We start from the raw sequence: 23,970 nt of genomic DNA, 5'->3' as shown, positions 1-23,970 counted from the left end.
CTGACTGACGGAGGTCGGCGACATGGATCGAGGCAGTCCCTACGGAGGCGGCCCCGGGGGACCGGGGCGCTGGCCCGGTGAGCCTGTTCGCCCGGAGGGCGGACGCGCACCGGCGCAGGGACGGCCCCCCGAGGCCGATGAGGGCGACTCCAGCTCGCTGGTGCGCCCGTACGCCGTGACCGGGGGACGGACCAAGCCGCGCTACGACCTGGCCATCGAGGCCCTGGTCACCGCGGCGCCGTACCCGCCGCGCGACGTCACCGTGCTCACCCCCGAGTACCGGGCGATCATGGACCTGTGCCGGTCGGCCCGCTCGGTCGCCGAGGTCTCGGCGCTGCTGCGCCTGCCGCTCGGCGTCGCGCGGGTGCTCGTCGCCGACATGGCCGTCGAAGGGCTGCTCCGGTTGCACCAGTCGCAGCCCGCCACCACCGCCGGCGGACAGCCGGACCTCCGCTTGCTAGAAAGGGTGCTCAGTGGCCTTCGGAAGCTCTGACCAGGTTCCGGTCCCGGGGTCGCGCGGCGGAGAGGCCGAGCTGACCTCGGTCAAGATCGTCGTCGGCGGCGGCTTCGGCGTCGGCAAGACCACCTTCGTCGGGTCGGTCTCGGAGATCATGCCGCTCACCACCGAGGCGGTGATGACCGCGGCGAGCGCCGACGTGGACGACCTGTCGGCCGTGCCCGACAAGACGACCACGACGGTCGCGATGGACTTCGGCCGCGTGTCGCTCGACAGCGAGCTGATCCTCTATCTGTTCGGCACGCCGGGACAGCACCGCTTCTGGTTCATGTGGGACGACCTGGTCCGCGGCGCGATCGGCGCCGTCGTCCTCGTCGACACCCGCCGGCTGGAGGACTGCTTCGCCGCGGTCGACTACTTCGAGGAGCTCGGCCTGGCGTTCGTGGTCGGGGTCAACGGGTTCCACGGCGAGTTCCAGTACGCCGTGGAGGACATCCGCGAGGCCCTGTCGATCAGCGCGCACGTGCCGATCGTCCAGTGCGACGCGCGGAGCCGGGAGTCCACCAAGCAGGTGCTGATCACGCTCGTGCAGCACGCGATGACGGTGCACTCGACGACTCCGGCGGGCGCGTCCGCGCCGCCCGCGGCGCCCGGCGGTCTCCAGCCCGGCACCACCTCGCCGAGCTGGACCTGATCCAACCGATCTCGTGTAGCCCTGGTCACACCCCGGACGGTCGCGCGGAGCATCCGCACGATGCATGATTCTTCTACGTGATCGATCATGAATCGGTGGATGGGGGTCGCGATGGGTGAGATGGAGCGGGTCCGGACCTTCGTGGCCCTCGGTGACAGCTTCACCGAGGGCCTGAACGATCCCTACCCGGGCGGGGGCGACCGGTTCCGGGGCTGGGCGGACCGGCTCGCGGAGCACCTGGCCGCGCACAGTCCCGAGCTGTGCTACGCCAACCTCGCCGTCCGGGGGAAGCTCGTCCGGCAGATCGTGGACGACCAGGTGCCGTGCGCCATCGAGCTGGCTCCCGACCTCGTGACGTTCTGCGCGGGCGGCAACGACATGCTCCGTCCCGGGGCCGACCCCGACGCGCTCGCGGTCGTGTACGACGACGCCGTCCGGCGGCTGCGCGCCACCGGCGCCCGCGTGGTCGTCTTCACCGGCTTCGACACCCGGGGCCTGCGCACCGGCGGACGCATCCGTGGCAAGGCCGCCACGTACAACATGCACCTGCGCGCCATCGCCGACCGGCGCGGTTGCACGGTCGTCGACCTGTGGTCGGTGCGAGTGTTCGACGACCCGCGCGCCTGGTACGAGGACCGTATCCACCTGTCGCCCGAGGGTCACCGCCGCATGGCGCTGTTCGTCGCGGGCGCGCTCGGCCTGCCGGTCACCGGCGACTGGCGCGAACCCTGGCCGCCGCTGGACCGTGCCGACTGGCTGACGATGCGCCGTGAGGACGTCCGCTGGGCGCGCACCTACCTGCTGCCGTGGATCGGGCGCCGCGCCACCCGCCGTTCGTCGGGCGACGGACGCGCGCCGAAACGTCCCACCGCGCGCCCGCTCTAGTGTCGTGGCGGTGCGCGACGCCGTCGAGGTCGTAGGGTGCTGTGCGAAGTCATCCCCCGACCCGTCGTGCAGAAGAAGGACCCTTTAGGTGAGTTCCCCCCGGTTGCCGGACCATCTCGAAGTGCTGCTCACCGAGGAGCCCGTGCTCGACGTCTATTCGCACGGGCCCTGGCGGGTGCCGGACGGCCTGTACGAGGAGATGCGCGAACGCGCCGTCGAATACAACAGGGACCCTCGCGCCGTGGTGCTGACGCGACAGCTCAGCGACTTCTACGGGGAGGGGACGAGCGCCGCCGGGGCCGAGCAGTGGTCGCTGCTGACGTTCCTGCTCGGCGCGTCGGCGGTGCGCGGCGGATCGCGCGGCGATGTCGACTACGAGCTGCTGTCGGCGTTCCTCGCGACGCCGGAGCCCGCCGTCCGCGAGCCCGCCGCCTGGTTCACGCAGGGCGGCCGGTGGCGTCCGCCGGGCCTGTGGCTGCCCGAGCCCGCCGGGAACGACCCCGAGCGCCGCGCCGTGATGTTCGAGCTGGCCCGTGCCGGGCTCGACGTCTTCGACGGTCTGGCGCCGGTGGAGCGCCGCAGGCAGGCCCTGATCGGCCTGTTCGACCGGCGCGCCGCCGACCCGGAGCTGCGGGCCGCGGACCTGAGCGTCCCCAACCGGCGCCTGGAGGAGACCTGGACCGCCGCGCTCACCGACGAGGAGCTGAGCGACCTGCCCGAGCTGGCGGGGCCCGCCGCCTACCTCGAATGGGCGTGCTCGGGCCTGGACGCCGCGCACGCGCGCCTGGCCGGGACCGTCGCGGACGGCGACGAACCCGACGCCGCGCTCGCCCGGCTGCTGCTGGCGGCCGAGGCCACGGTCGTCCCGGCGGAGCTGGCGGTGGCGCTCGGCACGGAGCGGTACGAGAACGTCGGGGAGCGGCTCCGCGCGGCCCGCGAGGGGTTCGCCGTGGAGGCGTGGCAGCAGGACGTGCGCGCCTGGCTCGCCCGGGGCCTGGTCGCCGGGGAGGCCGACGCCGCCCGCGCCTGGCTGGACATGGCCGTGCGCGTCACCGGCGCCGTCCAGGGCCTGCCGGACGCGGCGATCAGCCCGCGCTGCCGGGTGCCCGTCCGCCAGTTCCAGGCCGACCTGCGGCAGCTGTTCACCCTGCGCCGGGTCGTCAACCCGCTCGGCGCGACGCTCGGGCTCAGCCCGAACGGAGACCGTCCCGAGCAGGGCCGCCCTGGGCGGAGCGGCTCCGAGGACGCCGAGCGCGCCGACGACGCGGCCCGGGCCGCCGGGGACGCCCTGATCGGCCAGCCCGAACTGTCCCGCGCGCTGCGGGACGCGGTCGCGGCGCGGCTGGCGGGGGAGCGTCCCGTCCGGCTGCTGGTCGCGGGCCCGGAGGGCACCGGCAAGGGCACCGCCGCCGAGGCCGTCGAGAACCGGCTCGCCGAGCGGGGCGCGATCCGCGAGGCGCTGTGGATCTCCGACCAGGTGTTCGCCTCGCTCGGGGTCAGCGACGCCGTGCTGTGGTTGCAGGCCCGCGTCCACGACTGCCTTGAGGGCAGGTTGCTCCTCGTCGTGGACGACCTGGAGAAGCTCGCCGCGCACGAGCGGTGCGGCGCCGCCGCCGCCGAGGAGCTGCGCCGGTTGATGGCCCGCTCGCCGTCCCTGGACGTCGTCGCGCTGTGCCGTCCCGGCGGCGACCGGCGACTGTTCGACGCGAACCCGGCGCTCGTGCGGGCGTTCGACGCGGCCCGCACCAGCGACTTCGCCGAGGCCGACTTCGTCGAGCTGTTCACCCTGGCCGTCGCCCGGCGCGGCGCGCGCGTCGCCCCCGAGGTCGCCGCGACGGCGGGCGGAATGCTGCGCCGCACGCCGCCGCTGCTGAACCTGCGCGGCGCGCGGCTGGCCGAGCACATGGCGGGGGAGGCCGTCGCCGCGGCCGAGCTGCGCACCCACGGCGAGGAGGGCGCGGCGGACGCCAGGGCCCCCGAGGTCACGGCGGAGGACCTGCCGCAGCGCCTCATCCCCGGCCGTCCCGCCGACACCGACCCGCTCGCCGAGCTGGCCGCCTGCGCGGGCATCGAACCCGCCAAGCGCGAGGTGGAGGCGCTGGTCGCCGAGGCCATGGCAGCCCGGCTGCGCCGCGAGGCCGGGATGACCAACCGGACCCGGACCCGCCACCTCGTGTTCACCGGCAACCCCGGCACCGGCAAGAGCAAGGTCGCGGGCATCCTCGGCCGCGTCTACGCCGACCTCGGCGCGCTGTCGTCCGGGCACCTCGTCCAGGTGGAGCGCGCCGACCTGCTCGGCGAGTACGCCAGCGAGAGCGTGCTGCGGGTCCGCCGCGCGGTGGAGCAGGCCCACGGCGGCGTGCTGGTCGTCCGCGACGCGCACGCGCTGGTGTCGGCCGCCACGGACGCCGCGCGCGGACGCGAGGTGCTGGACGTGCTGCTCACCGGCGTCCAGGCCCACAGCGAGGACCTCGTCGTCGTCCTCACCGGGCCGGAGGCGGAGCTGAACGGGCTGCTGAAGTCGCATCCCGACCTGGCCGCGCACTTCCCGCGCACCGTCCGGTTCCCCGACCTCACCGAGGGCGAGCTGGTCGACGTGTTCGCCGCCAAGGCCGCCGACTCCGGCTTCGCGCTGACCCCCGGCGTGCTGGACAAGGTCCGCGAGCTGGCCGAGTCCGCGCCGCGCGAACGCGGGTTCGGCAACGCCCGCGCCATGATCAACCTGCTGGACCGGGCGGTGGCGATGCAGGGCCGCCGCGTCTTGGCCGACGGCATCGTCGACGAGACCGAGTCGCTCGACGAGATCCTCCCGCAGGACGTCCCCGGCGCGCTCAGCCGCGGCCGCGACGACGTGCCCGGCGACCCGCTCGCCGAGATCGAGCGGCTGATCGGCCTGGCCGACATCAAGCGGGAGGTCGCCTCCCTGGTCGCCGAGGTCCGCGCCGAGCAGCTGCGCCGCGACGCCAAGCTGGCGCCGTCGACGCCGTCCCGGCACATGGTGTTCATGGGCAACCCCGGCACCGCCAAGACGACGATGGCCCGGCTGGTCGCGGCCGTGTACGCGCGGCTCGGGCTGCTGTCGTCCGGGCACCTGGTGGAGGTCACCCGCGCCGACCTCGTCGCCGAGTTCGTCGGGCAGACCGCGCCGCGCGTGCGGGGCGCGGTCGAACGCGCCCTCGGCGGCGTCCTGTTCGTGGACGAGGCGTACGCGCTGTCCTCGATGGGCGGCGACCCCCGCGACTTCGGCCACGAGGCCATCGCCGAACTGCTGCGGCTGATGGAGGAGCACCGGGGCGACCTGGTGGTCATCGTCGCGGGCTACGACGGCGAGATGGGCCGGTTCCTGGACGTCAACCCCGGCCTGAAGTCCCGGTTCCCGAAGGTGCTGCGGTTCCCCGACTACACCGCCGACGAGCTCGTCACGATCTTCGAGTCGATGGCGGCGGAGGCCGGGTTCGCGCTCGCCGACGGCGTGCTGCCCGCGCTGCGCCGCCTCGTCGCCGCCCACCCGCGCGACGCGTCGTTCGGCAACGCGCGGCTCGTCCGGAACCTGCTGGAGGCGGCGATCTCCCGGCAGGCGCGCCGCATCACCGCCGCCGACGACGCGGCGCGGGACGGCGTCGCCCCCGCCGAGGTCGGCCTGCTCCGCCCCGAGGACCTCCCGGACGCCCCACCGCCCGAACCCGTGCTGGGCCCCTATATCTAAAGGGCCCCTTCATCTAAGGGCTCTACATCTAGGTGGCCCCGTAGGCGGCGGCCTGGAGCGAGTAGAGGTCGGCGTACAGGCCGCCGCACGCCATCAGCGCGGTGTGGTCGCCCTCCTCGATCACCTTCCCGTGCTCCAGGACGTAGATCCGGTCGGCGTAGCGGACGCTGGCGAGCCGGTGCGTGATCAGCAGGACGGTCCGGCCTCCTGTGGGGGGACGACCCCCCACGCCCCCCGGAACGGCCCGGGCGTCGGCGTGCGTGCGGATCCGTTCGAACAGGTGGTGCTCGGCCCGCGCGTCGAGCGCGGCGGTGGGCTCGTCGCAGATCAGCAGCGGCGCGTCCCGGAAGAAGCCGCGGGCGACGGCGAGCCGCTGCCACTGGCCCCCCGACAGCTCGGCGCCACCCTTGAACCGGCGGTCCAGCAGCGTGTCGTAGCCGCGGGACAGGCCGTCGACGACCTCGTCCGCCCCGGACGCGCGGGCGGCGGCGAGCATCGCCGGGTCCTCCTGCCCGGCGGCCCGGTCGCGGTCATGGCCCATCGTGACGTTCTGCCGGGCGGTCATCGGCCAGTGCGTGTACTCCTGCGCGATGACGGCGACGTTCGCCCACACGTCCTGCGGCGGCACCTCCGTCAGCGGCACGCCGCCCCAGCTGACCAGGCCGGAGTCCGGGTCGTACAGCCCGGCCATGATCTTGGCGAGGGTCGTCTTGCCGGAGCCGTTCTCGCCGACCAGCGCGATCACCTCGCCCTGGCGCACGTGCAGCGAGACGCCGTTGAGGGACGGCTCCTCCGAGCCCGGGTAGGTGAACGTGACGTCCTCGACGTCGATGCGGGCGAAGTCGTCCGGCAGCCGCCCCCGTTCCTTCGCGGACGGCAGCGCCCGCGGCGGGACCCGCTCCTCCGCGGCGACGCAGAAGCTCACGTAGTCGCCGAAGTACAGGCCCTCCTCGTAGCACCGGTTGACGGCGTACACCAGCGTGGCCAGGGACGTCTGGCCCGTCCGGATCGCCAGCACCGCCGTGCCCGCCACCGCCAACGGCATCGCGCCCTTCCACAGCATGACGCCCAGCGCGACGTAGACGCCCGCCGTCGCGACGCCCTTCAGCATGTCGCCGGTGACCTTCACGATGGCCTGGCGGCGCGCCACGTCCAGCTCGACGCGCCGCTGGTAGGACGCCGCGCCGTCGTACTGGCGCAGCAGGAAGTCCCGCATCGTGAACGAGCGGACCTCCGCCGCGTGGCTCCGCTCGACCATCAGGTCGGACAGGATCCATTTGCGGCGCGTCACCCCGACGAGCGACAGCATCATCAGGTATCGCATCCGCGCGCTGCGGACGGACGCCCACCCCTCCGGCACGGCCGTGAACAGGAGCAGGGGGAGCAGCAGCGGGTGCAGGACGCCGAGCGTCCCGGCCGCCGCGACCATGCCGATGGTCCCGGTGAGGACGTCCACGGCGTGCTGGACGACCAGCGGCGCCGACATCAGGCCCCGGCCCTCGGCGCGTTTCAGGTCGTCCAGGAAGTCGGAGTCGTCCAGCGCGGTCAGGTCCACCGCGGTCGTCGCCTCGTACAGCCGCAGCTCGACCAGCCGCTCGACCTGGGGTTCCAGCCGCGCCTGCGCCCAGCCCGCGCCCGCCTGCAACCCGGCCCGCAGCGCCACCGCGCCCGCCACGAGCGCCAGGGCGGGCAGGGCGTCGCGGACCCGGGACGGCGTCGGCGCGGAGCTGAACAGCGCGCTGAGCACGCCGGTCGTGGCCAGCAGCCAGAACGCGGTGAAGACCCCGGCGGCCAGGTTCAGGCAGACCGTCACGAGGGCGTCCCTCCGGCTCGCCCGCCAGGCCAGGCCCGCCGCCTGGAGGATCACCGCCGGCAGCCGCCGCGCGATCGTGGACATCCCCGTCTCGGTGAGTTCTTTGTCCCGCGCGTGCCAGTTGGTCATCACCTCCGGAAGGCCGGGATCGGGCGGCGCCTCCCGACGACGGCGGCGTCCGCCCCCCTGTCGTGGACGTGAACGTTGTGATAAAAGCCGTCGTGGACCCATGCGCCGCCCTTCGCCCGACCTGCCCGACACAGAGCAGTGTGCGCCTTCCGGAGGACGGTGTCCGTCGCGTGTGTCACACAGTGTGGCGATTTGTAGCAGTGGACAATCATGCGCCGGATTGACGCGCCGACCACCCTCGGTTGTCTAGGGTCTACGGCATGACCGACGCCCGGCCCGAGGGCTGGACACGCAGGGAGGACGGCCACGTGGGGCGCAGTAGGGAACACTCCGCACGCGCGGAGCACCAGCACGCCGCCTATGGGCGGGAGGCCTACGGCGATCCCTATGACGACCCGTACGCCGGTGACCAGCTCGCCGGACGAGGGAACGCCGGTGGCGGCCAGTACGGCGGGGCCCCGCCCATGCGGCGACGGCGGCGCCGCTGGCCGCGCGTGGTCGGCGGTCTCGTGGTCGTCCTGCTGGTGGTCATGGTCGGCGGCTACTTCTACCTCGACTCGCGGCTGAAGCGGGAGTCCGTGCTGGAGGACTATCCCGGCCGGATCGGTGACACGCCGGGGACGAACTGGCTGATCGTCGGCTCCGACAGCCGCGAGGGCTTGTCCAAGGCCGACCAGAAACGGCTCAGGACGGGCTTCGCGGGCGGCCGCCGCACCGACTCGATGATGCTGCTGCACTACGGCTCCGGCGGCACGTCGCTGATCAGCCTCCCGCGCGATTCCTACCTCCCGATCCAGGGGCACGGGTCCAACAAGCTGAACGCGGCGTTCGCGTTCGGCGGTCCCAAGCTGCTCGTCCGGACCGTGGAGAAGGCCACCGGCGTCCACATCGACCACTACGCCGAGATCGGCTTCAACGGCTTCGTCGGGGTGGTGGACGCCGTCGGCGGCGTCGACATCTGCGTCAAGGACGACATCAAGGACCCCAAGGCGGGCCTCGACCTCAAGGCGGGCTGCCAGACGCTGGACGGCGGGCAGGCGCTCGGCTACGTCCGCACCCGCAAGTTCGCCCGCGCCGACCTCGAACGGGTCGAGCACCAGCGCCAGTTCTTCGGCGCCCTGATGAAGAAGTCGACGAGCCCGGGGACGATGCTCAACCCGTTCCGGAGCGTCCCGCTGGCGATGAACGCCACCAGCAACTTCCTCGTGGACGACGGCGACCACCTGCACAACCTCGTCCGGATGATGTGGGCGATGAAGGGCGTGAGCGGGGGCGACGGCGTGACGACCACCGTCCCGATCGGCGGCTCCGGCAGCTCGCCGAGCGCCGGGTCGTACATCACCTGGGACAGGGCCAAGGCGTCGAAGATGTTCGAGGCGCTCCAGCAGGACCAGAAGCTCCCCGCGGACGTCATCACCAAGTGACCCGCGAGGTCGGCCGGACCGGCGGCTAGAGTCGGAGCATGTCCGATCTGCCGCCGGACGGCGCCGCCGACCTCGACGGGCTGTCGTCCAAGGAGCTGCACGACCGCGCGGTGGGCCTCGCCAGGGAACGCCGCGACGTCGGCTTCCTGTGGGACCTGCTGCGCGCCATCCCCGCCGCCGCGGCGGCCACCGGGGAGGTCGGCCGCGCCGAGTTCGACCTGTTCCACGGGCTGTCGCTGCTCGAGGAGTTCACGCACGCGGGTGAGGGCGAGATGGCCGACGCGCTGCGTCCCCTCTACGTCGAGTACCTCACCGCGCACGCCGGAGACTCGCGCGCCCAGGGCTCGGGCACCAGAGGCTCCCGCGACGAGGGCTCGGGCACCAAGGACGGCTGACGTTCTCTTTGACCGGCCTTGATCTCCGTCCGGCCGCCCCAGGGAATCACTCTGCGTAGACAGTCAAGCGCAGAGGGTGGTTGAAGTGAACAAGAAGCACATGAAGATCGCCGCCATCGCCTTCACCGTGTGGTACATCATCAGCAGGCCCGAGGGGGCGGCCAGTCTCGTCAACAGCGCGCTCGGCGGGCTCGGCACGGCCGCCGAGTCGTTTTCGCAGTTCGTGGGCGCCATCCCGAGCTGACCGAGCGCTTCGCGGCCCCGTACCCCGGCGGTACGGGGCTGTTTGGTGGCGCGGTCAGCAAGCGGTTGCCCCCACGTCACAGTAAAATCGCGCTTTGCGGGCAGACGCGCCTGGGCACAATTGGATCGGGTCAGTTGTGTCACCGCGCTACAACCAGGGACGGCGTACGGATGAAGAAGAACCTCCGCTATGTGGCGATCGCCTTCGTCATCTTCTACTTGCTGAGTTCACCGAACGATGCGGCAGGAGTGGTGAACAACGCGTTCAGCCAGTTGGGCAAGGCGGGCAACCAGCTCGCCTCTTTCGTGAACGCCCTGGGCACTCCCGGCTGAGTCCACCCGGTGCGACGCCGGGCCTCGACCATCGCCGGGGCCTCGGCTTCGTCCAGGTTCGACACCGTCCGAGAGTGACAGGGACATCATCGAGGGCACGACCGGTCTCAGGGAGTGATCTCCTAAGATCGGCCTCATGTCTGTCTTCGACGTAGAGATCGAGGGTCTGCGCGGCGGCTCCGCAGACCTCGACCAGTACCGGGGCAAGGCCGTCCTCGTGGTCAACGTGGCCTCCAAATGCGGCCTCACCCCGCAGTACTCCGGCCTTGAGCGGTTGCAGGAGCGGTACGCCGGGCGCGGTTTCACCGTCCTCGGAGTGCCCTGCAACCAGTTCATGGGCCAGGAGCCCGGCTCCGCCGACGAGATCGCGGAGTTCTGTTCGACGACCTACGGCGTCACGTTCCCGCTGACCGAGAAGATCGAGGTCAACGGCGACGGCCGCCACGCCCTCTACCAGGGCTTGGTGGACACGCCCGACGCGGAGGGCCACACCGGCGACATCCGCTGGAACTTCGAGAAGTTCCTCGTCGCCCCCGACGGCACGGTGGCGGCCCGCTTCTCCCCTCAGACCGAGCCGGAGTCGGCCGAGGTCGTCACCGCCATCGACAAGACCCTCCCGGCCTGACCGTCCGCGCCCTCCTCACCGGGCGGTGCCCGGTGAGGTCGGGTCGGGTGAGGTCAGGGGGCGCGGGTGAGGTCCCAGTCGAGGGTGGCGGGCAGGGCGCCCTCCAGGGTGAGGAGCCAGCGCTTGACCTCCACGCCTGAGCCGCCGCTGTAGCCGCCGAGCCCGTTGGACGCGACCACGCGGTGGCACGGCACGATCAGCGGGATCGGGTTGCTGCCCATCACCTGGCCGATGACCTGCGCGTGGACCTCGGTGCGACTGCGGTCGCCGAGACCGCCGTAGGTGATCGTCTTCCCGTACGGGACGGACTCGTACAGCGTCGTCAGAACCTGCCGCTGCACGTCGGACGTGAGCCGCCAGTCGATCGGGACCTCGAAGTGCTTCAGGTCGCCGGTGAAGTAGTCGCGGACGGCCGACAGCACCGGGGCCAGGCGGTCGGGCGCGTCCACGACGGACAGGCCGGTCCCCTTGGCGACACGGGCGCGGGCCGCCGGGGTGTCGCGGAAGTGCAGCGACACGACGCCCGTCTCGGTCTCGGCGACGAGCATGCGTCCGAGCACGGTGTCGACCGTGCCGAAGGCGAGGGTCTCGCTCATCGTTCGGCGCTCCTTCCAGCGTGTCCAGCGTCGCATATCTCGGCTCTCCTTCAGTCAACACCGCGGGAGGCCGTCACGTTGCGAGGGTGCGGTGCAGGCGGGCCGACTCCTTGACGAGGCGGCTGGACCCGCCGCGTGCGGCGACGTCCGCGACGGCGGGGATCGCGCCCCTGACGCCCGTGCTCTCGGCGACGCGGGTGGCGAGGCCCAGCAGGTCGGGGACGCCCGCCGCCGCGCGTTCCCCCGGCGCGGGCAGGACGTGCGGGAGGGCGGCGGCGGCCGTCGCCCACACGTCGGCGTGGGCCCCCGCGTCGGCGGCGGACGTGAGGCTCCGCACGGCGCGGGAGAAGGTGATGCGCCCGAGGGCGGTGAGATGGCCGAGGGCCGCACCCGTCTCGGCGGCGGGGAGCTGCCCGCGCCCGCCGAAGGCGAGGAACGCCTCGACGGCGTTCGCCCGCTCCTGCGGGGCCCGGTTCACGAGCGCGCAGGCGAGCAGCGTCCCGGTGGCCGCCCCGGCGGGCCCGTCGGCCTCGGCGAGGTCGAGCACGAGGCCGCCCTGCCCCCACCCGTGGTCCTCGGTGCCCGCCACATGGGGGAGGAGATGGGCGGCGGCCAACTCGCGGTGGGACGGCAGCACGGACGGCCAGGATGAGGTGCGCCCGCCGTACTGCTGGCATCGCTCCGGCCGGTCGGACGCGAGGGCGCAGAAGCGCGCGATGTCGGAGTCGCCCGGGACGTCCGCCGAGGCCAGAACCTGGAGAAGTATGCCGAGACCGCCGGCGACCACGATCGGCTCGTCGAGGAACCGGCACTCGACGACGGGGTCGAGGAGCCCGCCGCCCGCCAGCCACGATGCCATCTCCCTGCCGACGGGGGACGTCAGGGTCCTGGCCCGCGCCACCGTGGCGGGGTCGATCTCGCGGGGCACCCGGAGCTTGGCCAGCAGGACGTCGGCCGCCCCCGGTTCGAGCCCGGCGGCCTCCAGGCGTTCGAGGCGGCCGACGAGGACGTCCGGGTCGATGTGGCCGCTGCCCCGCGTCGGGGTCGCGAGCAGGAAGGGCGTCCGCCCGACCGCGGACGCGAGCTCCCGCGCCCGCCAGCCGAGGAGCCGCGACATCGGCGGCTCGGCCCATTGGCTGATCCTCGTCGTCTGCTCCCGGACGAACCCGGTGACCCTGTTGATCAGCTCGTGCCGGGATCTCGGGTGGGTCAGGCCCCGGAGGGTGATCCCGGACACGCCCCAGTTGGTCCCGTGCCAGGACGAGGCGCCGTCGTGGTCGATGAGCCACGGCGTGGCCTTGCGGAGGGCCGCCCTGGTCGCGTCGAGGTCGCGGTGGGCGAACTCGACGAGCGCGCCCAGGAAGCGTTCGGCGCGGACCCACTGCTCTTCCGCGTGGACGAGGTCGGCGAACTCGTCGGCGAGTTCGGTGAGCGACCCGATCGGGGTGGGCCACTCGCGCGGTGTGAAGGGCGGCGGGGCCGCGAGCGGCGCGGGCCCGGCGGCGGCCTCGACCTCGCCGAACGCGGCGGCCACGGTGGCGCGCAGGTCGGTCGGAAGGCCGACGGCGGCTTCCCGGACCTCCTCGCGGGCGGTGTCGCCCGCCTTGGCGGCATGCCTCACCAGGATCTTGACGGCGCGTTCCCGCAGGTCAAGGTCGTCGGACCCGAGCACGACGAGGACGGCGCGCAGGGTGGCGTCGACGCGGTCGCGTTTGCGGGCCGTCCGGTCGAGCCAGGTCAGCGTGGCGCGGACGAGCTTCTTCTCGGTGCGGAACAGCACGGCGCCCGCCGCCTCGTCGAACAGCGCCGTGTCGAGGTGCTCCAGGTCGTCCACCCGGCGCACCTGGCCCAAGGCGAGATCGGCGACGGTCGGCGGCGCCGCCGGAAGCAACCGCACATAGTCGCGGACCCGCGCCGTCGCCTCGTCGTCGGTGGGTTCGAGGGCCTCGTGCAACTGGACGAACCAGCGGAGGTCGTGTGGTGTGCCGCCCCGCAGGAAACGGCTGACGCAGCCGTCCAGAAGGGCGGCGCGGTCGAGCCGTCCGGCGCGGGCGAGGCCGGTGAGCGCTGTGGCCCAGGACTGGCCGCCGGCGGTGTCCCAGCCGTTGCGGAAGCTCGGCCGGGAGAGGACGGCGCCCACCCCGTCCACCTCGAACAGCTTCGGGACGAGGGTCTCCAGGAACGGGTCGTCGGCGAGTTCCCCCGGGCTGACGCCGTCGGTGGCCCAGCCGACGACGAAACCGTCCGACACCGGGGGAGCGCCACCGGCGGACCTGGCGAGCGCGGCGGCGATGTGCCAGCGAACCAGGTCGTCGTCGGTGGTCCGAAGGCGGGCGGCGACGCGGTGGGCGACCTCGGCGCGCCACTCGGCCGGGCGGAAGGACGTGACGTCGCACAGCGCCTCGCACAGTCTCCCGGTCGCGTCGCCGGGCCACCAGGGACGCAGGTCCGACCGGCACAGCCAGGTCGCGGCGGCGGCCGGGCCGCCGATCGTGCCCGCACCGGCCAGGAGGAGCGCGTTGATGACCGTCCGGTCGAGGAACCCGTACCGGTACGCGGCGCGCAGCCTCTTCAGCTCGCCCCGCAGTTCCTTGGCCGCGGCGCGGCGTTCGGAGTCGTCGAGCGCCGCCACGAGCCGCACGGTCTCTGGCAGGTTCCCGACGGCGACGGCCTTCCAGAGGTCGTCCCGCGCGCTCATCGGACGGCCTCGGCGGTCGTCTCGGCGGTCGCGTCGGCGGCGCGGCGGACCATGCGGGCGGCCAGGACGTGCTTGCACGGCCCGCGCTCCCCGCGATGGTCGTACCACCAGGGGCACGTGCAGGTGACGCGGTCGCCGTCGAAGCGGACCTCGCGGTCGCCGCCGTCGGTCCGCACGATCGCGGTGCTGTCGCCGACGAACCGCACCGCGTCGCCCTCGACCAGCGCCTGAGCCGACCGCAACCGGGGGTTGAGCGCCGCGACCCGGGTGGAGTCGTAGGGCAGCTCGCGGTGGAAGAACGCGGCCTCGGCCGTGTCGAACCCGACGCGGCCGGACGTCCCGAGCTGGGTCAGGGCGGCCCTCGTCCGCTCCAGGGTGAGCCCGGACCGCTCGGACAGCAGGTCGGGGTCGACGCGGGGCTCGAACGACAGCAGCGCGCCGACGAGGTCGGCGTCCCCGGCGGCCTCGTCGGTCGTGAGGGCGTCGAGCACGGCGCCCTCGCCGGAGAAGCCGCGCGAATGCCGGGGAGACAAGGTCAGGACGTACCGCATCCCGGGCAGCTCCAGCTCCCACACGCTGGACACCGGCCCGCTCCCGGCCGTGACGGGCGGCCCGTAGACGCGCAGGGCACGCGCGAAGCGGAGCAGGGGCAGCAGCGTCCGCAGCCGGTCGGGCCCCGCCAGGCACACCGCGCCGGGCGCCGGACGCGGCGAGACCCGCAGCGTCCGCCCGGCGGGCACCACCCAGAGGGCCTCCCGCGCGCGCTTGGGCAGGGACCGCAGGAACCGGACGGCGTCAGGCCCCGCCAGCTCGCCGCGCGGATCGAACCCGGCCGTGATGACCTGCACCTCGGCGAACCCGCGCAGCCACCGGTCGGGGAGGGGGACCTTCTTCTCGACGACGGCGCCGTCCAGGGTCGTCACGGCCAGTTCCTCGGCGCCGACCGCCAGGTGCAGCGGATCGGAGCCGCCGACCCGGGCCAGGGCCTCGCGCAGGGGGCCGTTCACGTCGACGTTGGTCGTGCCGCGCTCGTGGACGTCGCCGTCCAGCGCGGGCTCCAGCACGTCCAGCCGCGCGTAGACGCCGCCGCACGCGGAGAACGACTCCATCCGCAGCCGGTCGCCGCCGCACGTGACGACCGGGTCGCGGAACGAGGTGGGGCGCGGCTGGTGGTACCGGGTCTGCGCGACGTCGGCGAGGCCCAGCAGCGCCGCCGCCGCCGGGGCCGCCTGCGTGAGGACTCCGCTGAAGAAGTGCGGATGGGCGCGCGGCCCGTCGCTCGTCGTCCCGCCGGACGTGGACAGGCCCAGGAGCCCCTCGTCGAGCCCGGACGGCCGCGTGTACGAGTACGACTGGGCGGCCCCTGCGGCCACGGTGCTGGTCGTCATGCGGCGACCGTAGAGCGGGCCGCCGACATTTCGCGGACCGAGCCTCCGCGCCCTCGCCGCCGGGCTTCCGCGGACCCTGCGCATCGAGCCTCCGTGCCCTCGTCACCGGGCCTTCGCGCCCATGTCAGGGGGTGAGGTCGGGGCGCGCGGGGCCGGGGGTAGGCTCGGTGCCGTGCGACGGTTCCTCACACCAGGCTGGATCGGGCTGCACGCGATCGCCCTCGCGCTGTGCGGCGCGTTCATCGGCTTCGGCTGGTGGCAGTACGACCGCGCGCAACAGGGCAACGACCGCAGCTGGGCCTACACCTTCGAATGGCCGATCTTCGCGCTGTTCGTGGTCGTCATGTGGATCAAGATGATCCGGGACGAGCGGGCGGGCACGGCGCCGGCCCCGAAGGTGATCGAGGAGCCCGCCGAGGCCGCGGTCAAACGGGAGATCATCCGGCGGCACGAGGAAGAGGACCCGGCGCTCGCGGCCTACAACCGCTACCTCGCGCGGCTCAACGCCGAGGGCGGCGGACGCGGCTGACCCCGCCGCACGGGCCGTCCGGGCGGGGAACCTCCGGCGGCGTGCGGGCATCGACGAAAGGTGTGCTCTGTGGAAGGCGCGGTGACCAGGTACCGGATCCTGGCGCTGGTGGTCGGCACCCTGCTGGTGCTGCTGACGATCGGGATGATCCTGAAGTACACGCCGATCGACGAGCCCGCCATGGCGGGCGTCGTGGCGCCCGTCCACGGCTTCTTCTACATGGTCTACCTGGTGGTCGCCTACGACCTGTGGCGCCGGACGGGCTGGCCGCTCGGCCGGATGGTGATGATCGTGCTCGGCGGCGTCGTGCCGCTGATGACCTTCTTCGTCGAGCGCCGGATCGTGCGCGACGCGCGGGTGCTCCCGGCGGCGAAGGCCGAGGCGAACGCCTGACCGTTTCCCGGTCGATGTTTCCAGAGCTGGCGAACCCGATCTTTCGCAAGGTAACGTTTGACTGAGTCAAACGTTTGGGAGGGGTCCCATGGAGGTGGCCGACGACGACATCGGCACGGTCCGGGCGTTCAACCGGTTCTACACCGGCGTCATCGGCGTGCTCGGCGAGGGGCTCGTGCGGTCCCCCTACTCGCTCACCGAGGCGCGGGTGATCTTCGAGCTGGCCCAGCGGGAGGACACGGAGGTCCTCAACCTGCGCCGTACCCTCGCCCTGGACGCCGGCTACCTCAGCCGGATGCTCGCGCGGTTCGAGAGTGACGGCCTGGTCGCGCGGGAGCGCCTGGCCGGTGACGCCCGCCGCCAGTCCGTCCGGCTCACGGCGCGCGGCCGGGAGGTCTTCGCGATGCTGGACGCGCGGTCCGTGACCGAGATCCGCGACCTGCTGGAGGGCCTGCCGACGGGTGACCGGCGGCGGTTGCTCGCCGCCATGCGGACCGTCCACGGCGTCCTCGGCGACCGCCCGAACCGGGACCGCGACGTGACGCTGCGCTCGCTGCGTCCCGGCGACCTCGGCTGGATCGTGGACCGCAACGGCGCCCTCTACAACCAGGAATGCGGCTGGGACCGCACCTACGAGGCGCTCATCGCCGAGATCGTCGCCGACTACGTGCGGGACCACGACCCCGAGTGGGAGAACGCCTGGATCGCCGAGTCGGGCGGCGCGCGGGTCGGCGGCATCTTCTGCGTCCGCCGCGACGACGACGTGGCCCAGCTACGGCTGCTGCACGTCGAGCCCGAGGCGCGCGGCATGGGCGTCGGGTCGGCCCTGGTCGACGAGTGCGTCCGCTTCGCCACCGAGGCCGGCTACGCGGAGATCATGCTGTGGACGACGGTGCTGCAACGCCCGGCACACCGGATCTACGAGCGCGCCGGTTTCGTCCTGGACGAGAAGGAGCCCCCGGTCGAACGCTTCGGCGACACCGTCCACGGACTGGTCTGGCGCAAGAAGCTGTGAACCGGGCCCGTGGTGGCGCTGTGCCTCCACGGGCCCGGCTTCCGCAGCGATCCCTTGCTGCACCGGCGGCCGGGACGGGGGTCGGACGGAGTACCGGCCGCCGCTTCTCACCGGCGTGACGCCGGTTCGACTCGGAACTGATTCCCACCCCCCTCCCGCACCGGGCCGGAGGGAAGACCCGTCCGGCGATCGGGAGCGGGCGCCGGAATGGCGCCCGGATGATGCCCGGGGCCGGGCCGACGGCACGACTGGACGATGCCGTGGGCCCGGCCGATGGGGGACGCCGACGCCGCGGGGGTGTGCGGCGCCGGGACCCGGATGCGGTCGGCGGGGAACCCGGTCGGTCCGGTACGGCCGAGGACCCGAGGTGTGCCGCCGCGCGTCCCGGCCACGGCGCCCGTTGGGGGACGGTGCCTGCCGGGGTGGGACGCGCCGTGGACGCCCTCGGCCGTACGGACCGGGCCGTGCGGGGAGAGTCGCGGGAGGGTGTCGCGCTCTGTACGGTGCATCCGGACCCCCCGTGTGCCGACCTGAGGCTTTGCCGCCCCGAGGCTGTTTCGTTCACTCATTGTCACGATCTCGTTGCGGTAGGTACCCTCACGTCATGCGCGCGTAAACCGAGCCCGTCGCAAAGAATCGTGATCAAGAAGCCGACTTTGCCTGCCCATTGCCCGCGTGGCCCGCGGGCCGGTGGTCTCAGTGCCGCAGCAGCGTCAGATCAGTCGCGCGCTCGCCGACGTTCAGCCGTGCCCGGCCGCCGATCGGGAACGTCGCCACGGGGTGGGTGTGACCGACGTCGATGTTGGCCAGAACGGGGACGCCGTCCAGCGCGGGCTGGGTGCCGACGATCTGTTCCAGCAGCGGCCGGGTCATGCGGCTGGCCTTCTGGAACCGTCCGATGGCGAGCCCTTGGACACCGGTCGCGTCGGGGAGTTGCAGCAGGGACGTCAGGTCGCGCGCGAAGGTCGCGGGGTGTGACTCGAAGTCGTCCTCAACGACCAGCAATGCACCATCGAGGGACGGCATGAACGGCGTCCCCTGCAACAGGTTCAGCGTGCACAGGTTGCCCCCGACGATCCGTCCCTCGCCAGCGCCGGGCCGGATCGTCCACCACCCGTCGTTGACGACGGGCTCGCGCGCGTCCTGGTCGAGGAACCACAGGTCGTCGGTCCAGTGGGAGGCCGGGGTCAGGGCGACCGGCGCGGTGCCGAACGTGACCGAGGTGAACCAGCGCAGGGTGTCCTCGAAATGGTCGCGCATCCCGAACGTCGACCAGTGCGGCCCCGAGTACGTGACCAGGCCCGTCCGGGCGAAGATGGCGTTCTGAAGCGCCGTGATATCGGAGTACCCGCAGAGGATCTTGGGGTTGGCGCGGATCAGATCCCAGTCCAGATGGGGGAGTAGCTCATTGCAGTTGAACCCGCCGAGAACCGTCATGACCGCCACCACCGACGGATCCGCGAACGCCTCATGCAGGTCCGCCACGCGCGAGGCGACGCTGGACGAGTCGAAGGCGTCCCGCTCATCGACATGCCGCCCATAGGTCAGTTCGAGCCCCAACTCGGCGAACCGCGCCGCGATGACGGCCGTGTGGTCGTGCTCCAACACCACCGCCCGCGACCTGGCGGGCGCCACCACCCGCACGACGTCCCCGGCGGACAGCTTGCGCGGAAAGACCACGTCCACGTCACACGACCTGAGCGATCACATAGCGGGCGTTGGTGGAGATGACCGGGTTGGTGGCGCGGTAGTAGGGCAACTGGATCACGGCCATCGACAGGGCCCAGCCACGACCGCGCAACCAGGTCGCGTCGTCCGCGCCCACGCTCTCCATGAACGTGTCCCTGGACGACGCCGTCAACAGGTTCCAGGCCGGGATCAGATCGCAGGCCGGGTCGCCGACGCCCGCCGTGGGGAAGTCGAGGACGGCGGCGAGCCTGCCCCCGGCGACGAGCAGATTGCTGGGCATGAGGTCGGAATGTACCCAGCGCGGCGCCCCGGCCCACGCGGGCGCGGCCAGGGACTCCTCCCAGGCGGCCGTGGCGGCGTCCGCGTCGAACGGCTCGTCGGTCCGGCGCAGCTCCTCGATCGCCTCCCGCGTGTAGGCGTCGACGGTCTCCAGCGGCGCCCCACGATAGGCGCGCGGCCCGTCCTCCACCCTCAGCCCCCACATGGCCCGGACGAATGCCCCCAAATCCCGAGCAAGACCATCGGCCTCAGCGAGGACGCCTTCCACGGGGTTCTCGCCCTCGATCCACCGATGCACCGACCAGACCCACGGATACCCCTCGCCGGGCTCACCCCGCGCTACCACCGTGGGAATCGCGACGGGCAACGCGGGCGCGAGCAGGGGCAGCCACCGCCGCTCCCATTCCAGCTGCTTGACGCCGCTCCTGGTCAGGGGAAGCCGCACCGTCAGCGCGTCACCAAGCCGGAAGACCGCGTTGACCGTCCCGCCCGAAGCGAGCCGCTCGACCGGTAGCTCCACCCACTCGGGAAACTGCCCGCGCACCAGCCGCCGGACAAGGTCGGCACTGACATCGGCCTCATCCGCGTGCATCTTGGTCACCGGTTCACATGATCGTCCCGGCACCCCACCCGTCAACGCATTTTCGACGGCCGCCCCAAACGGGCTCGGCGATCAGCGGGCGTTCTCGCGGGCTGCGTGGGTTGAGCGGTCGCTCAGGATTCGCCAGGCGCATGCGGTGAGGGCGGCCGCGCGGGCGAGGCCCAGCCAGAAGGGAGCGGTCAGCCCGAAATAGTGTGCGAGGACGCCGCCGAGGATGGAGCCGAGGCACATGCCGCTGTTGGTGACCAACCGGTAGGCGCTGTGGACGCGTCCGAGCAGGCGGGCGGGGACGATCTGTTGGCGCAGCGAGGCTCCGATGGTGGAGAGGACGACGAGGTGGAAGCTGAGCAGCGCGAACAGCCCACCGGCGGTGATCGCGCTGCGGGTCAAGGCCAGCCCGGGGTGGATCAGCGTCTCGATGACCAGGCCGGCGCGCAGCGTCGTGCCGGTGCCGAGCAGGGCGATGATTCGACCGGCGGCCAGGCCGCCGACGACCCCGCCCACGGCTCCGGCGGTGAGGAGGAATCCGTACCCGGCCGGACCGACGCCGAGCCGTTCGCGGGCGATGAGGACGGCGACGGAGAACGCCGCGCCCAGACCCAGGTTGGACAGCCCGACGGTGACCGACATGGTGCGCAGCAGCCGGTGGCGTGCCAGCCAGTCCAGGCCTTCGCGGATCGAATCATGGAAGGTCGGGTGGGAAGCCCTGGTTGAAGCGTTGAGCGACCTTGGTGGCCGCTGGCGGGCAGAGTGATGATCAGGATGGCCGTGAACAGAAGGGCGAGGGTGTCGAGGGTGAAGGGCGCCCATGCCGCCACGGCGAACAGCATTCCGCCGATCGGTTTGGCAAGGAGTTGCTGGCTGAGCACCGTCGCTGCCTGGAGTCTGCCGTTCGCGCGTTCCAGTTGGGTGGTGTCGATGATGGAGGGCAGCAGCGCGATGGACGCGTTCTCGAACAGCAGGCCAATGCAGCCGACCATGAAGAACGTCGCGTAGAGCAGCGGCAGTGAGGCGTGCCCGGCAGCGGTCGCCGTGGCCACCAGGCCCAGCGCGGCAGCACGGACCACGCAGGCCGTGACCATGACGCGACGGCGGTCCAGCCGGTCGACCAGCGCTCCGCCGGGCAGGGCGAACAGCATCAGGGGAAGCTGTTGGGCGATCATGAGCCCGGCGATCTGGATCGGGTCGTGGGTGAGGGCGGCGGCCAGCAGGGCCGCGGCGATCTGGGTGGTGCCGTCGCCCAGTCCGGACAATGTGCTCGCCGCCCACAGTTTCGCGAACGGGCGCCCGAGCCTCTGGTGCCGACCCGTTGTCCGGCGCGACGCCGCCGATGGTTGGCCTCCAACGTTCGGTCTGGACTCGGCCATGCGGCTTGTGACGCTGGCGGCCTGATTCGGCGGCGTCGTGCGGTCAGAAGGTCGTCCGGGTGCTGGAAGTGGGGGGCTTCGCCGATGTCGGGGTGGGTGGGGGGTTGGTGATCGCTGAGAGCGAACGTTGTTGGGGAAACAAAAAGCTGCTCCGGTTTCTTGAGTGTGAATGACTCAACTTGGAGTTGGGTTCTCGGATTGGAGCTGAGCATGAGCGAGACCCTGACGCTGCCGGTGCTGCCCCTGGACGACGGGGCCGTTCTGCCCGGCATGGTGGTGCCGCTGGATCTTTCGGAGAGCGGCGAGGTGCGGGCCGCGATCGAGGCCGCTCGGGCGGTGGCCCGGGGGCAGGGGCCGGGTGTCCGGTCGGCGAGCAAGCCGCGGGTGCTGTTGGTGCCCCGGTTGAACGGGCAGTACGCCGGTGTCGGCACGCTTGGTGTGGTCGAGCAGGAGGGGCGGCTGCCCGGTGGGGAGCCCGGGGCCGTTGTTCGCGGTGTGCAGCGGGTGCGGATCGGGACCGGGACGACCGGGCCCGGCGCGGCGCTGTGGGTGGAGGGCGTCCTGATCGAGACGCCGCCCGCGTCCGGACGCGCGCAGGAGCTGGCGAAGGAGTACAAGAGCCTGGTCAGCGCGATCCTCCAGAAGCGGGGTGCCTGGCAGGTCGTGGACGTGGTGCAGCAGATCGACGACCCGTCCACCCTGGCGGACAACGCCGGGTACGCGCCGTACCTGTCGGACGAGCAGAAGATCGAGGTCCTGGAGACCCCGGACGTGGTGGAGCGGCTGACGCTGGTGATCGGGTGGGCCCGTGACCATCTCGCCGAGCTGGACGTGGCCGAGACGATCCGCAAGGACGTCCAGGAGGGCATGGAGAAGACGCAGCGGGAGTTCCTGCTGCGGCAGCAGCAGGAGGCCATCCGCAAGGAGCTGGCCGACCTGAACGGCGACCCCGCCGACGAGGAGGACGACTACCGGGCCCGGATCGAGGCCGCGAACCTGCCCGAGAAGGTGCGCGAGGCGGCCTTGAAGGAGGTCGACAAGCTGGAGCGGTCGTCCGACGCTTCGCCGGAGGGCGGCTGGATCCGGACGTGGCTCGACACGGTTCTTGATATCCCGTGGAACACGCGGACTGAGGACGCCTACGACATCGCGGGCGCTCGGGAGATCCTCGATGCTGATCACGCCGGGCTTGATGATGTGAAGGAGCGCATCGTCGAGTACCTGGCCGTCCGGAAGCGGCGTGAGGAGCGCGGGCTGGGCGTTGTCGGCGGACGCAGGAGCGGGGCCGTGCTTGCTCTCACCGGGCCTCCTGGGGTTGGTAAGACCTCGCTGGGTGAGTCGGTCGCTCGGGCCATGGGGCGTAAGTTCGTGCGAGTCGCCCTGGGCGGTGTCAGGGACGAGGCCGAGATCCGGGGGCACCGGCGGACGTATGTTGGTGCGCTTCCCGGACGGATCGTCCGGGCCGTGCGGGAGGCCGGGTCGATGAACCCCGTCGTGCTGCTGGACGAGGTCGACAAGGTCGGCGCCGACTATCGGGGTGACCCGACGGCGGCGCTGCTGGAGGTGCTCGACCCCGAGCAGAACCACACGTTCCGCGACCACTACCTGGAGGTCGAGCTCGACCTGAGCGACGTGCTGTTCCTCGCCACGGCCAACGTGGTGGAGGCGATCCCCGGGCCGCTGCTCGACCGGATGGAGCTCGTCCAGCTGGACGGCTACACCGAGCACGAGAAGGTCACGATCGCGCGTGACCACCTGCTGCCGCGCCAGCTCGACAAGGCGGGCCTGGAGGCGGCGGAGGTGGCGTTCGGCGACGACGCGCTGCGGCTGCTGGCGGCCGAGTACACGCGGGAGGCGGGCGTCCGGTCGCTGGACCGGTCGATCGCGCGGGTCCTGCGGAAGGTCGCCGCGAACGTGGCGCTGGAGAAGGCGGAACTGCCCGTCTCGATCGGCGCGGATAATCTCCGGGACTACCTGGGGCGGCCCCGCTACACGCCGGAGGTGGAGCTGAGCAGGAACGAGCGGCGGACGGGCGTGCCCGGCGTCGCGACGGGCCTGGCGGTCACCGGCGCGGGCGGCGACGTGCTGTACATCGAGGCGTCGCTTGCCGACCGGGAGACGGGCGACACCGGCGTGACGCTCACCGGGCAGCTCGGCGACGTCATGAAGGAGTCGGCGCGGATCGCGCTCAGCTACCTGCGGTCGCGGGGCGCGGAGCTGGAGCTGCCCGTCGGCGACCTGAAGGACCGGGGCGTGCACGTCCACGTGCCTGCCGGGGCGATCCCGAAGGACGGTCCGAGCGCGGGCATCACGATGACGGCGGCGCTGGCGTCGCTGCTGTCGGGACGGCCCGTCCGTTCGGACGTGGCGATGACCGGCGAGGTGTCGCTGACCGGTCGGGTGCTGCCGATCGGCGGCCTGAAGCAGAAGCTGCTGGCCGCGTCCCGGCTCGGCATCACCACCGCGATCGTGCCGAAGCGCAACGAGCCCGACCTTGAGGACGTCCCGGCCGAGGTGCTGGAGAACCTGACGGTGTTCGCCGTCAGCGACGTCCGCGAGGTGCTCGACCTGGCTCTGGAGCCCGCCACGACGGTCGTCGCGGCCTGATCGAGCCGAACGCCCGTGCCGGGGCCCCGTGCCCGGCGCGGGCGTTCGCGCGAGTAATCGCCGAGTTTTCGGACACCTCCATCTCCGGTAACGCTCGTCGTCGA

At 72.4% G+C, this 23,970-nt stretch carries 21 protein-coding genes and 1 pseudogene; 13 read left to right on the top strand and 9 right to left on the bottom strand.

Annotation, left to right across the window (positions count from 1 at the left end; all coding sequences use genetic code 11):
- Positions 1 to 22: 22 nt before the first annotated feature.
- The 4 genes from ABD808_RS36305 (at position 23) to ABD808_RS36290 (ending at position 5,742) form a co-directional block, all read left to right on the top strand.
- A complete protein-coding gene (locus ABD808_RS36305) occupies positions 23 to 493 on the top strand; it encodes a DUF742 domain-containing protein (protein WP_344907314.1) in 471 nt (156 codons plus the stop codon).
- Positions 494 to 533: 40 nt separating this feature from the next.
- Positions 534 to 1,151 carry a GTP-binding protein gene (locus ABD808_RS36300; protein ID WP_344907662.1) on the top strand — a complete coding sequence of 206 codons (618 nt, stop codon included), beginning with the start codon at positions 534 to 536 and terminating at the stop codon, positions 1,149 to 1,151.
- A gap of 111 nt (positions 1,152 to 1,262) precedes the next feature.
- On the top strand, positions 1,263 to 2,036 hold the full coding sequence (locus tag ABD808_RS36295) for an SGNH/GDSL hydrolase family protein (protein ID WP_344907311.1): 774 nt from the start codon (positions 1,263 to 1,265) through the stop codon (positions 2,034 to 2,036).
- Positions 2,037 to 2,124: 88 nt separating this feature from the next.
- A complete protein-coding gene (locus ABD808_RS36290; protein ID WP_344907307.1) occupies positions 2,125 to 5,742 on the top strand; it encodes an AAA family ATPase in 3,618 nt (1,205 codons plus the stop codon).
- Positions 5,743 to 5,770: 28 nt separating this feature from the next.
- On the opposite strand, the gene ABD808_RS36285 is transcribed toward ABD808_RS36290, so the two are convergent.
- Positions 5,771 to 7,684: an ABC transporter ATP-binding protein gene (locus ABD808_RS36285; RefSeq protein WP_344907303.1), complete on the bottom strand. Its 1,914-nt coding sequence runs from the start codon at positions 7,682 to 7,684 to the stop codon at positions 5,771 to 5,773.
- A gap of 260 nt (positions 7,685 to 7,944) precedes the next feature.
- Between ABD808_RS36285 and ABD808_RS36280 the strand changes: the two genes are divergently transcribed.
- The 5 genes from ABD808_RS36280 to ABD808_RS36260 all read left to right on the top strand — a co-directional run bounded on the left by ABD808_RS36280 (position 7,945) and on the right by ABD808_RS36260 (position 10,704).
- The gene (locus ABD808_RS36280) at positions 7,945 to 9,108 is read left to right on the top strand and encodes an LCP family protein (RefSeq protein WP_344907301.1); all 1,164 of its coding nucleotides are present in this window, start codon (positions 7,945 to 7,947) and stop codon (positions 9,106 to 9,108) included.
- Between the two features lie 38 nt (positions 9,109 to 9,146).
- On the top strand, positions 9,147 to 9,503 hold the full coding sequence (locus tag ABD808_RS36275; RefSeq protein WP_344907298.1) for a hypothetical protein: 357 nt from the start codon (positions 9,147 to 9,149) through the stop codon (positions 9,501 to 9,503).
- 85 nt (positions 9,504 to 9,588) lie between these two features.
- The gene (locus tag ABD808_RS36270) at positions 9,589 to 9,747 is read left to right on the top strand and encodes a hypothetical protein (RefSeq protein ID WP_344907295.1); all 159 of its coding nucleotides are present in this window, start codon (positions 9,589 to 9,591) and stop codon (positions 9,745 to 9,747) included.
- Positions 9,748 to 9,917: 170 nt separating this feature from the next.
- On the top strand, positions 9,918 to 10,079 hold the full coding sequence (locus ABD808_RS36265) for a hypothetical protein (protein ID WP_344907292.1): 162 nt from the start codon (positions 9,918 to 9,920) through the stop codon (positions 10,077 to 10,079).
- Positions 10,080 to 10,215: 136 nt separating this feature from the next.
- Positions 10,216 to 10,704: a glutathione peroxidase gene (locus tag ABD808_RS36260; protein ID WP_344907289.1), complete on the top strand. Its 489-nt coding sequence runs from the start codon at positions 10,216 to 10,218 to the stop codon at positions 10,702 to 10,704.
- 53 nt (positions 10,705 to 10,757) lie between these two features.
- Here the strand turns inward: ABD808_RS36260 and ABD808_RS36255 are convergent, their stop codons facing one another.
- The 3 genes from ABD808_RS36255 to ABD808_RS36245 form a co-directional block, all read right to left on the bottom strand.
- On the bottom strand, positions 10,758 to 11,300 hold the full coding sequence (locus tag ABD808_RS36255) for a methylated-DNA--[protein]-cysteine S-methyltransferase (RefSeq protein WP_344907286.1): 543 nt from the start codon (positions 11,298 to 11,300) through the stop codon (positions 10,758 to 10,760).
- 73 nt (positions 11,301 to 11,373) lie between these two features.
- Positions 11,374 to 13,998, bottom strand: a complete 2,625-nt coding sequence (locus tag ABD808_RS36250) for a DUF6493 family protein (protein WP_344907283.1) — start codon at positions 13,996 to 13,998, stop codon at positions 11,374 to 11,376.
- Entirely contained in the window at positions 13,995 to 15,386 is a 1,392-nt protein-coding gene (locus tag ABD808_RS36245; RefSeq protein ID WP_344907280.1) for an SWIM zinc finger family protein, read from the bottom strand. Before ABD808_RS36245 ends, ABD808_RS36250 begins: the two co-directional genes overlap by 4 nt.
- A 172-nt stretch (positions 15,387 to 15,558) precedes the next feature.
- On the opposite strand from ABD808_RS36245, the gene ABD808_RS36240 reads away from it, so the two are divergent.
- The 3 genes from ABD808_RS36240 to ABD808_RS36230 all read left to right on the top strand — a co-directional run bounded on the left by ABD808_RS36240 (position 15,559) and on the right by ABD808_RS36230 (position 17,323).
- On the top strand, positions 15,559 to 15,915 hold the full coding sequence (locus ABD808_RS36240; protein WP_344907278.1) for a hypothetical protein: 357 nt from the start codon (positions 15,559 to 15,561) through the stop codon (positions 15,913 to 15,915).
- A gap of 81 nt (positions 15,916 to 15,996) precedes the next feature.
- Positions 15,997 to 16,308 (top strand): DUF3817 domain-containing protein, encoded by a 312-nt coding sequence (locus ABD808_RS36235; protein WP_344907274.1) that lies wholly within the window; start codon positions 15,997 to 15,999, stop codon positions 16,306 to 16,308.
- 88 nt (positions 16,309 to 16,396) lie between these two features.
- Positions 16,397 to 17,323 (top strand): bifunctional helix-turn-helix transcriptional regulator/GNAT family N-acetyltransferase, encoded by a 927-nt coding sequence (locus ABD808_RS36230; RefSeq protein WP_344907272.1) that lies wholly within the window; start codon positions 16,397 to 16,399, stop codon positions 17,321 to 17,323.
- Between the two features lie 107 nt (positions 17,324 to 17,430).
- On the opposite strand, the gene ABD808_RS36225 is transcribed toward ABD808_RS36230, so the two are convergent.
- The 5 genes and pseudogenes from ABD808_RS36225 to ABD808_RS38730 all read right to left on the bottom strand — a co-directional run.
- Positions 17,431 to 17,832 carry a hypothetical protein gene (locus ABD808_RS36225; protein WP_344907269.1) on the bottom strand — a complete coding sequence of 134 codons (402 nt, stop codon included), beginning with the start codon at positions 17,830 to 17,832 and terminating at the stop codon, positions 17,431 to 17,433.
- A 187-nt stretch (positions 17,833 to 18,019) separates the two neighbouring features.
- Positions 18,020 to 19,009 carry a S66 family peptidase gene (locus ABD808_RS36220; RefSeq protein ID WP_344907266.1) on the bottom strand — a complete coding sequence of 330 codons (990 nt, stop codon included), beginning with the start codon at positions 19,007 to 19,009 and terminating at the stop codon, positions 18,020 to 18,022.
- Position 19,010: 1 nt separating this feature from the next.
- Positions 19,011 to 19,883 (bottom strand): aminoglycoside phosphotransferase family protein, encoded by an 873-nt coding sequence (locus tag ABD808_RS36215; RefSeq protein ID WP_344907657.1) that lies wholly within the window; start codon positions 19,881 to 19,883, stop codon positions 19,011 to 19,013.
- Positions 19,884 to 19,964: 81 nt separating this feature from the next.
- Positions 19,965 to 20,702 carry an MFS transporter gene (locus ABD808_RS36210; RefSeq protein ID WP_344907263.1) on the bottom strand — a complete coding sequence of 246 codons (738 nt, stop codon included), beginning with the start codon at positions 20,700 to 20,702 and terminating at the stop codon, positions 19,965 to 19,967.
- Positions 20,642 to 21,259, bottom strand: a pseudogene (locus ABD808_RS38730) (MFS transporter); the annotation flags it as partial. The gene ABD808_RS36210 and the pseudogene ABD808_RS38730, both read right to left, overlap by 61 nt.
- Before the next feature lie 210 nt (positions 21,260 to 21,469).
- Here ABD808_RS38730 and lon point away from each other — a divergent pair.
- Positions 21,470 to 23,866, top strand: a complete 2,397-nt coding sequence (gene lon, locus ABD808_RS36200) for an endopeptidase La (protein ID WP_344907257.1) — start codon at positions 21,470 to 21,472, stop codon at positions 23,864 to 23,866.
- Positions 23,867 to 23,970 lie beyond the last annotated feature (104 nt).

It is taken from the genome of Actinomadura meridiana (genome assembly GCF_039537545.1).
Lineage (GTDB): Bacteria > Actinomycetota > Actinomycetes > Streptosporangiales > Streptosporangiaceae > Spirillospora > Spirillospora meridiana.
Note: the sequence above shows the minus strand (reverse complement) of the source record. Positions and strands in the feature narration are given on the sequence as shown.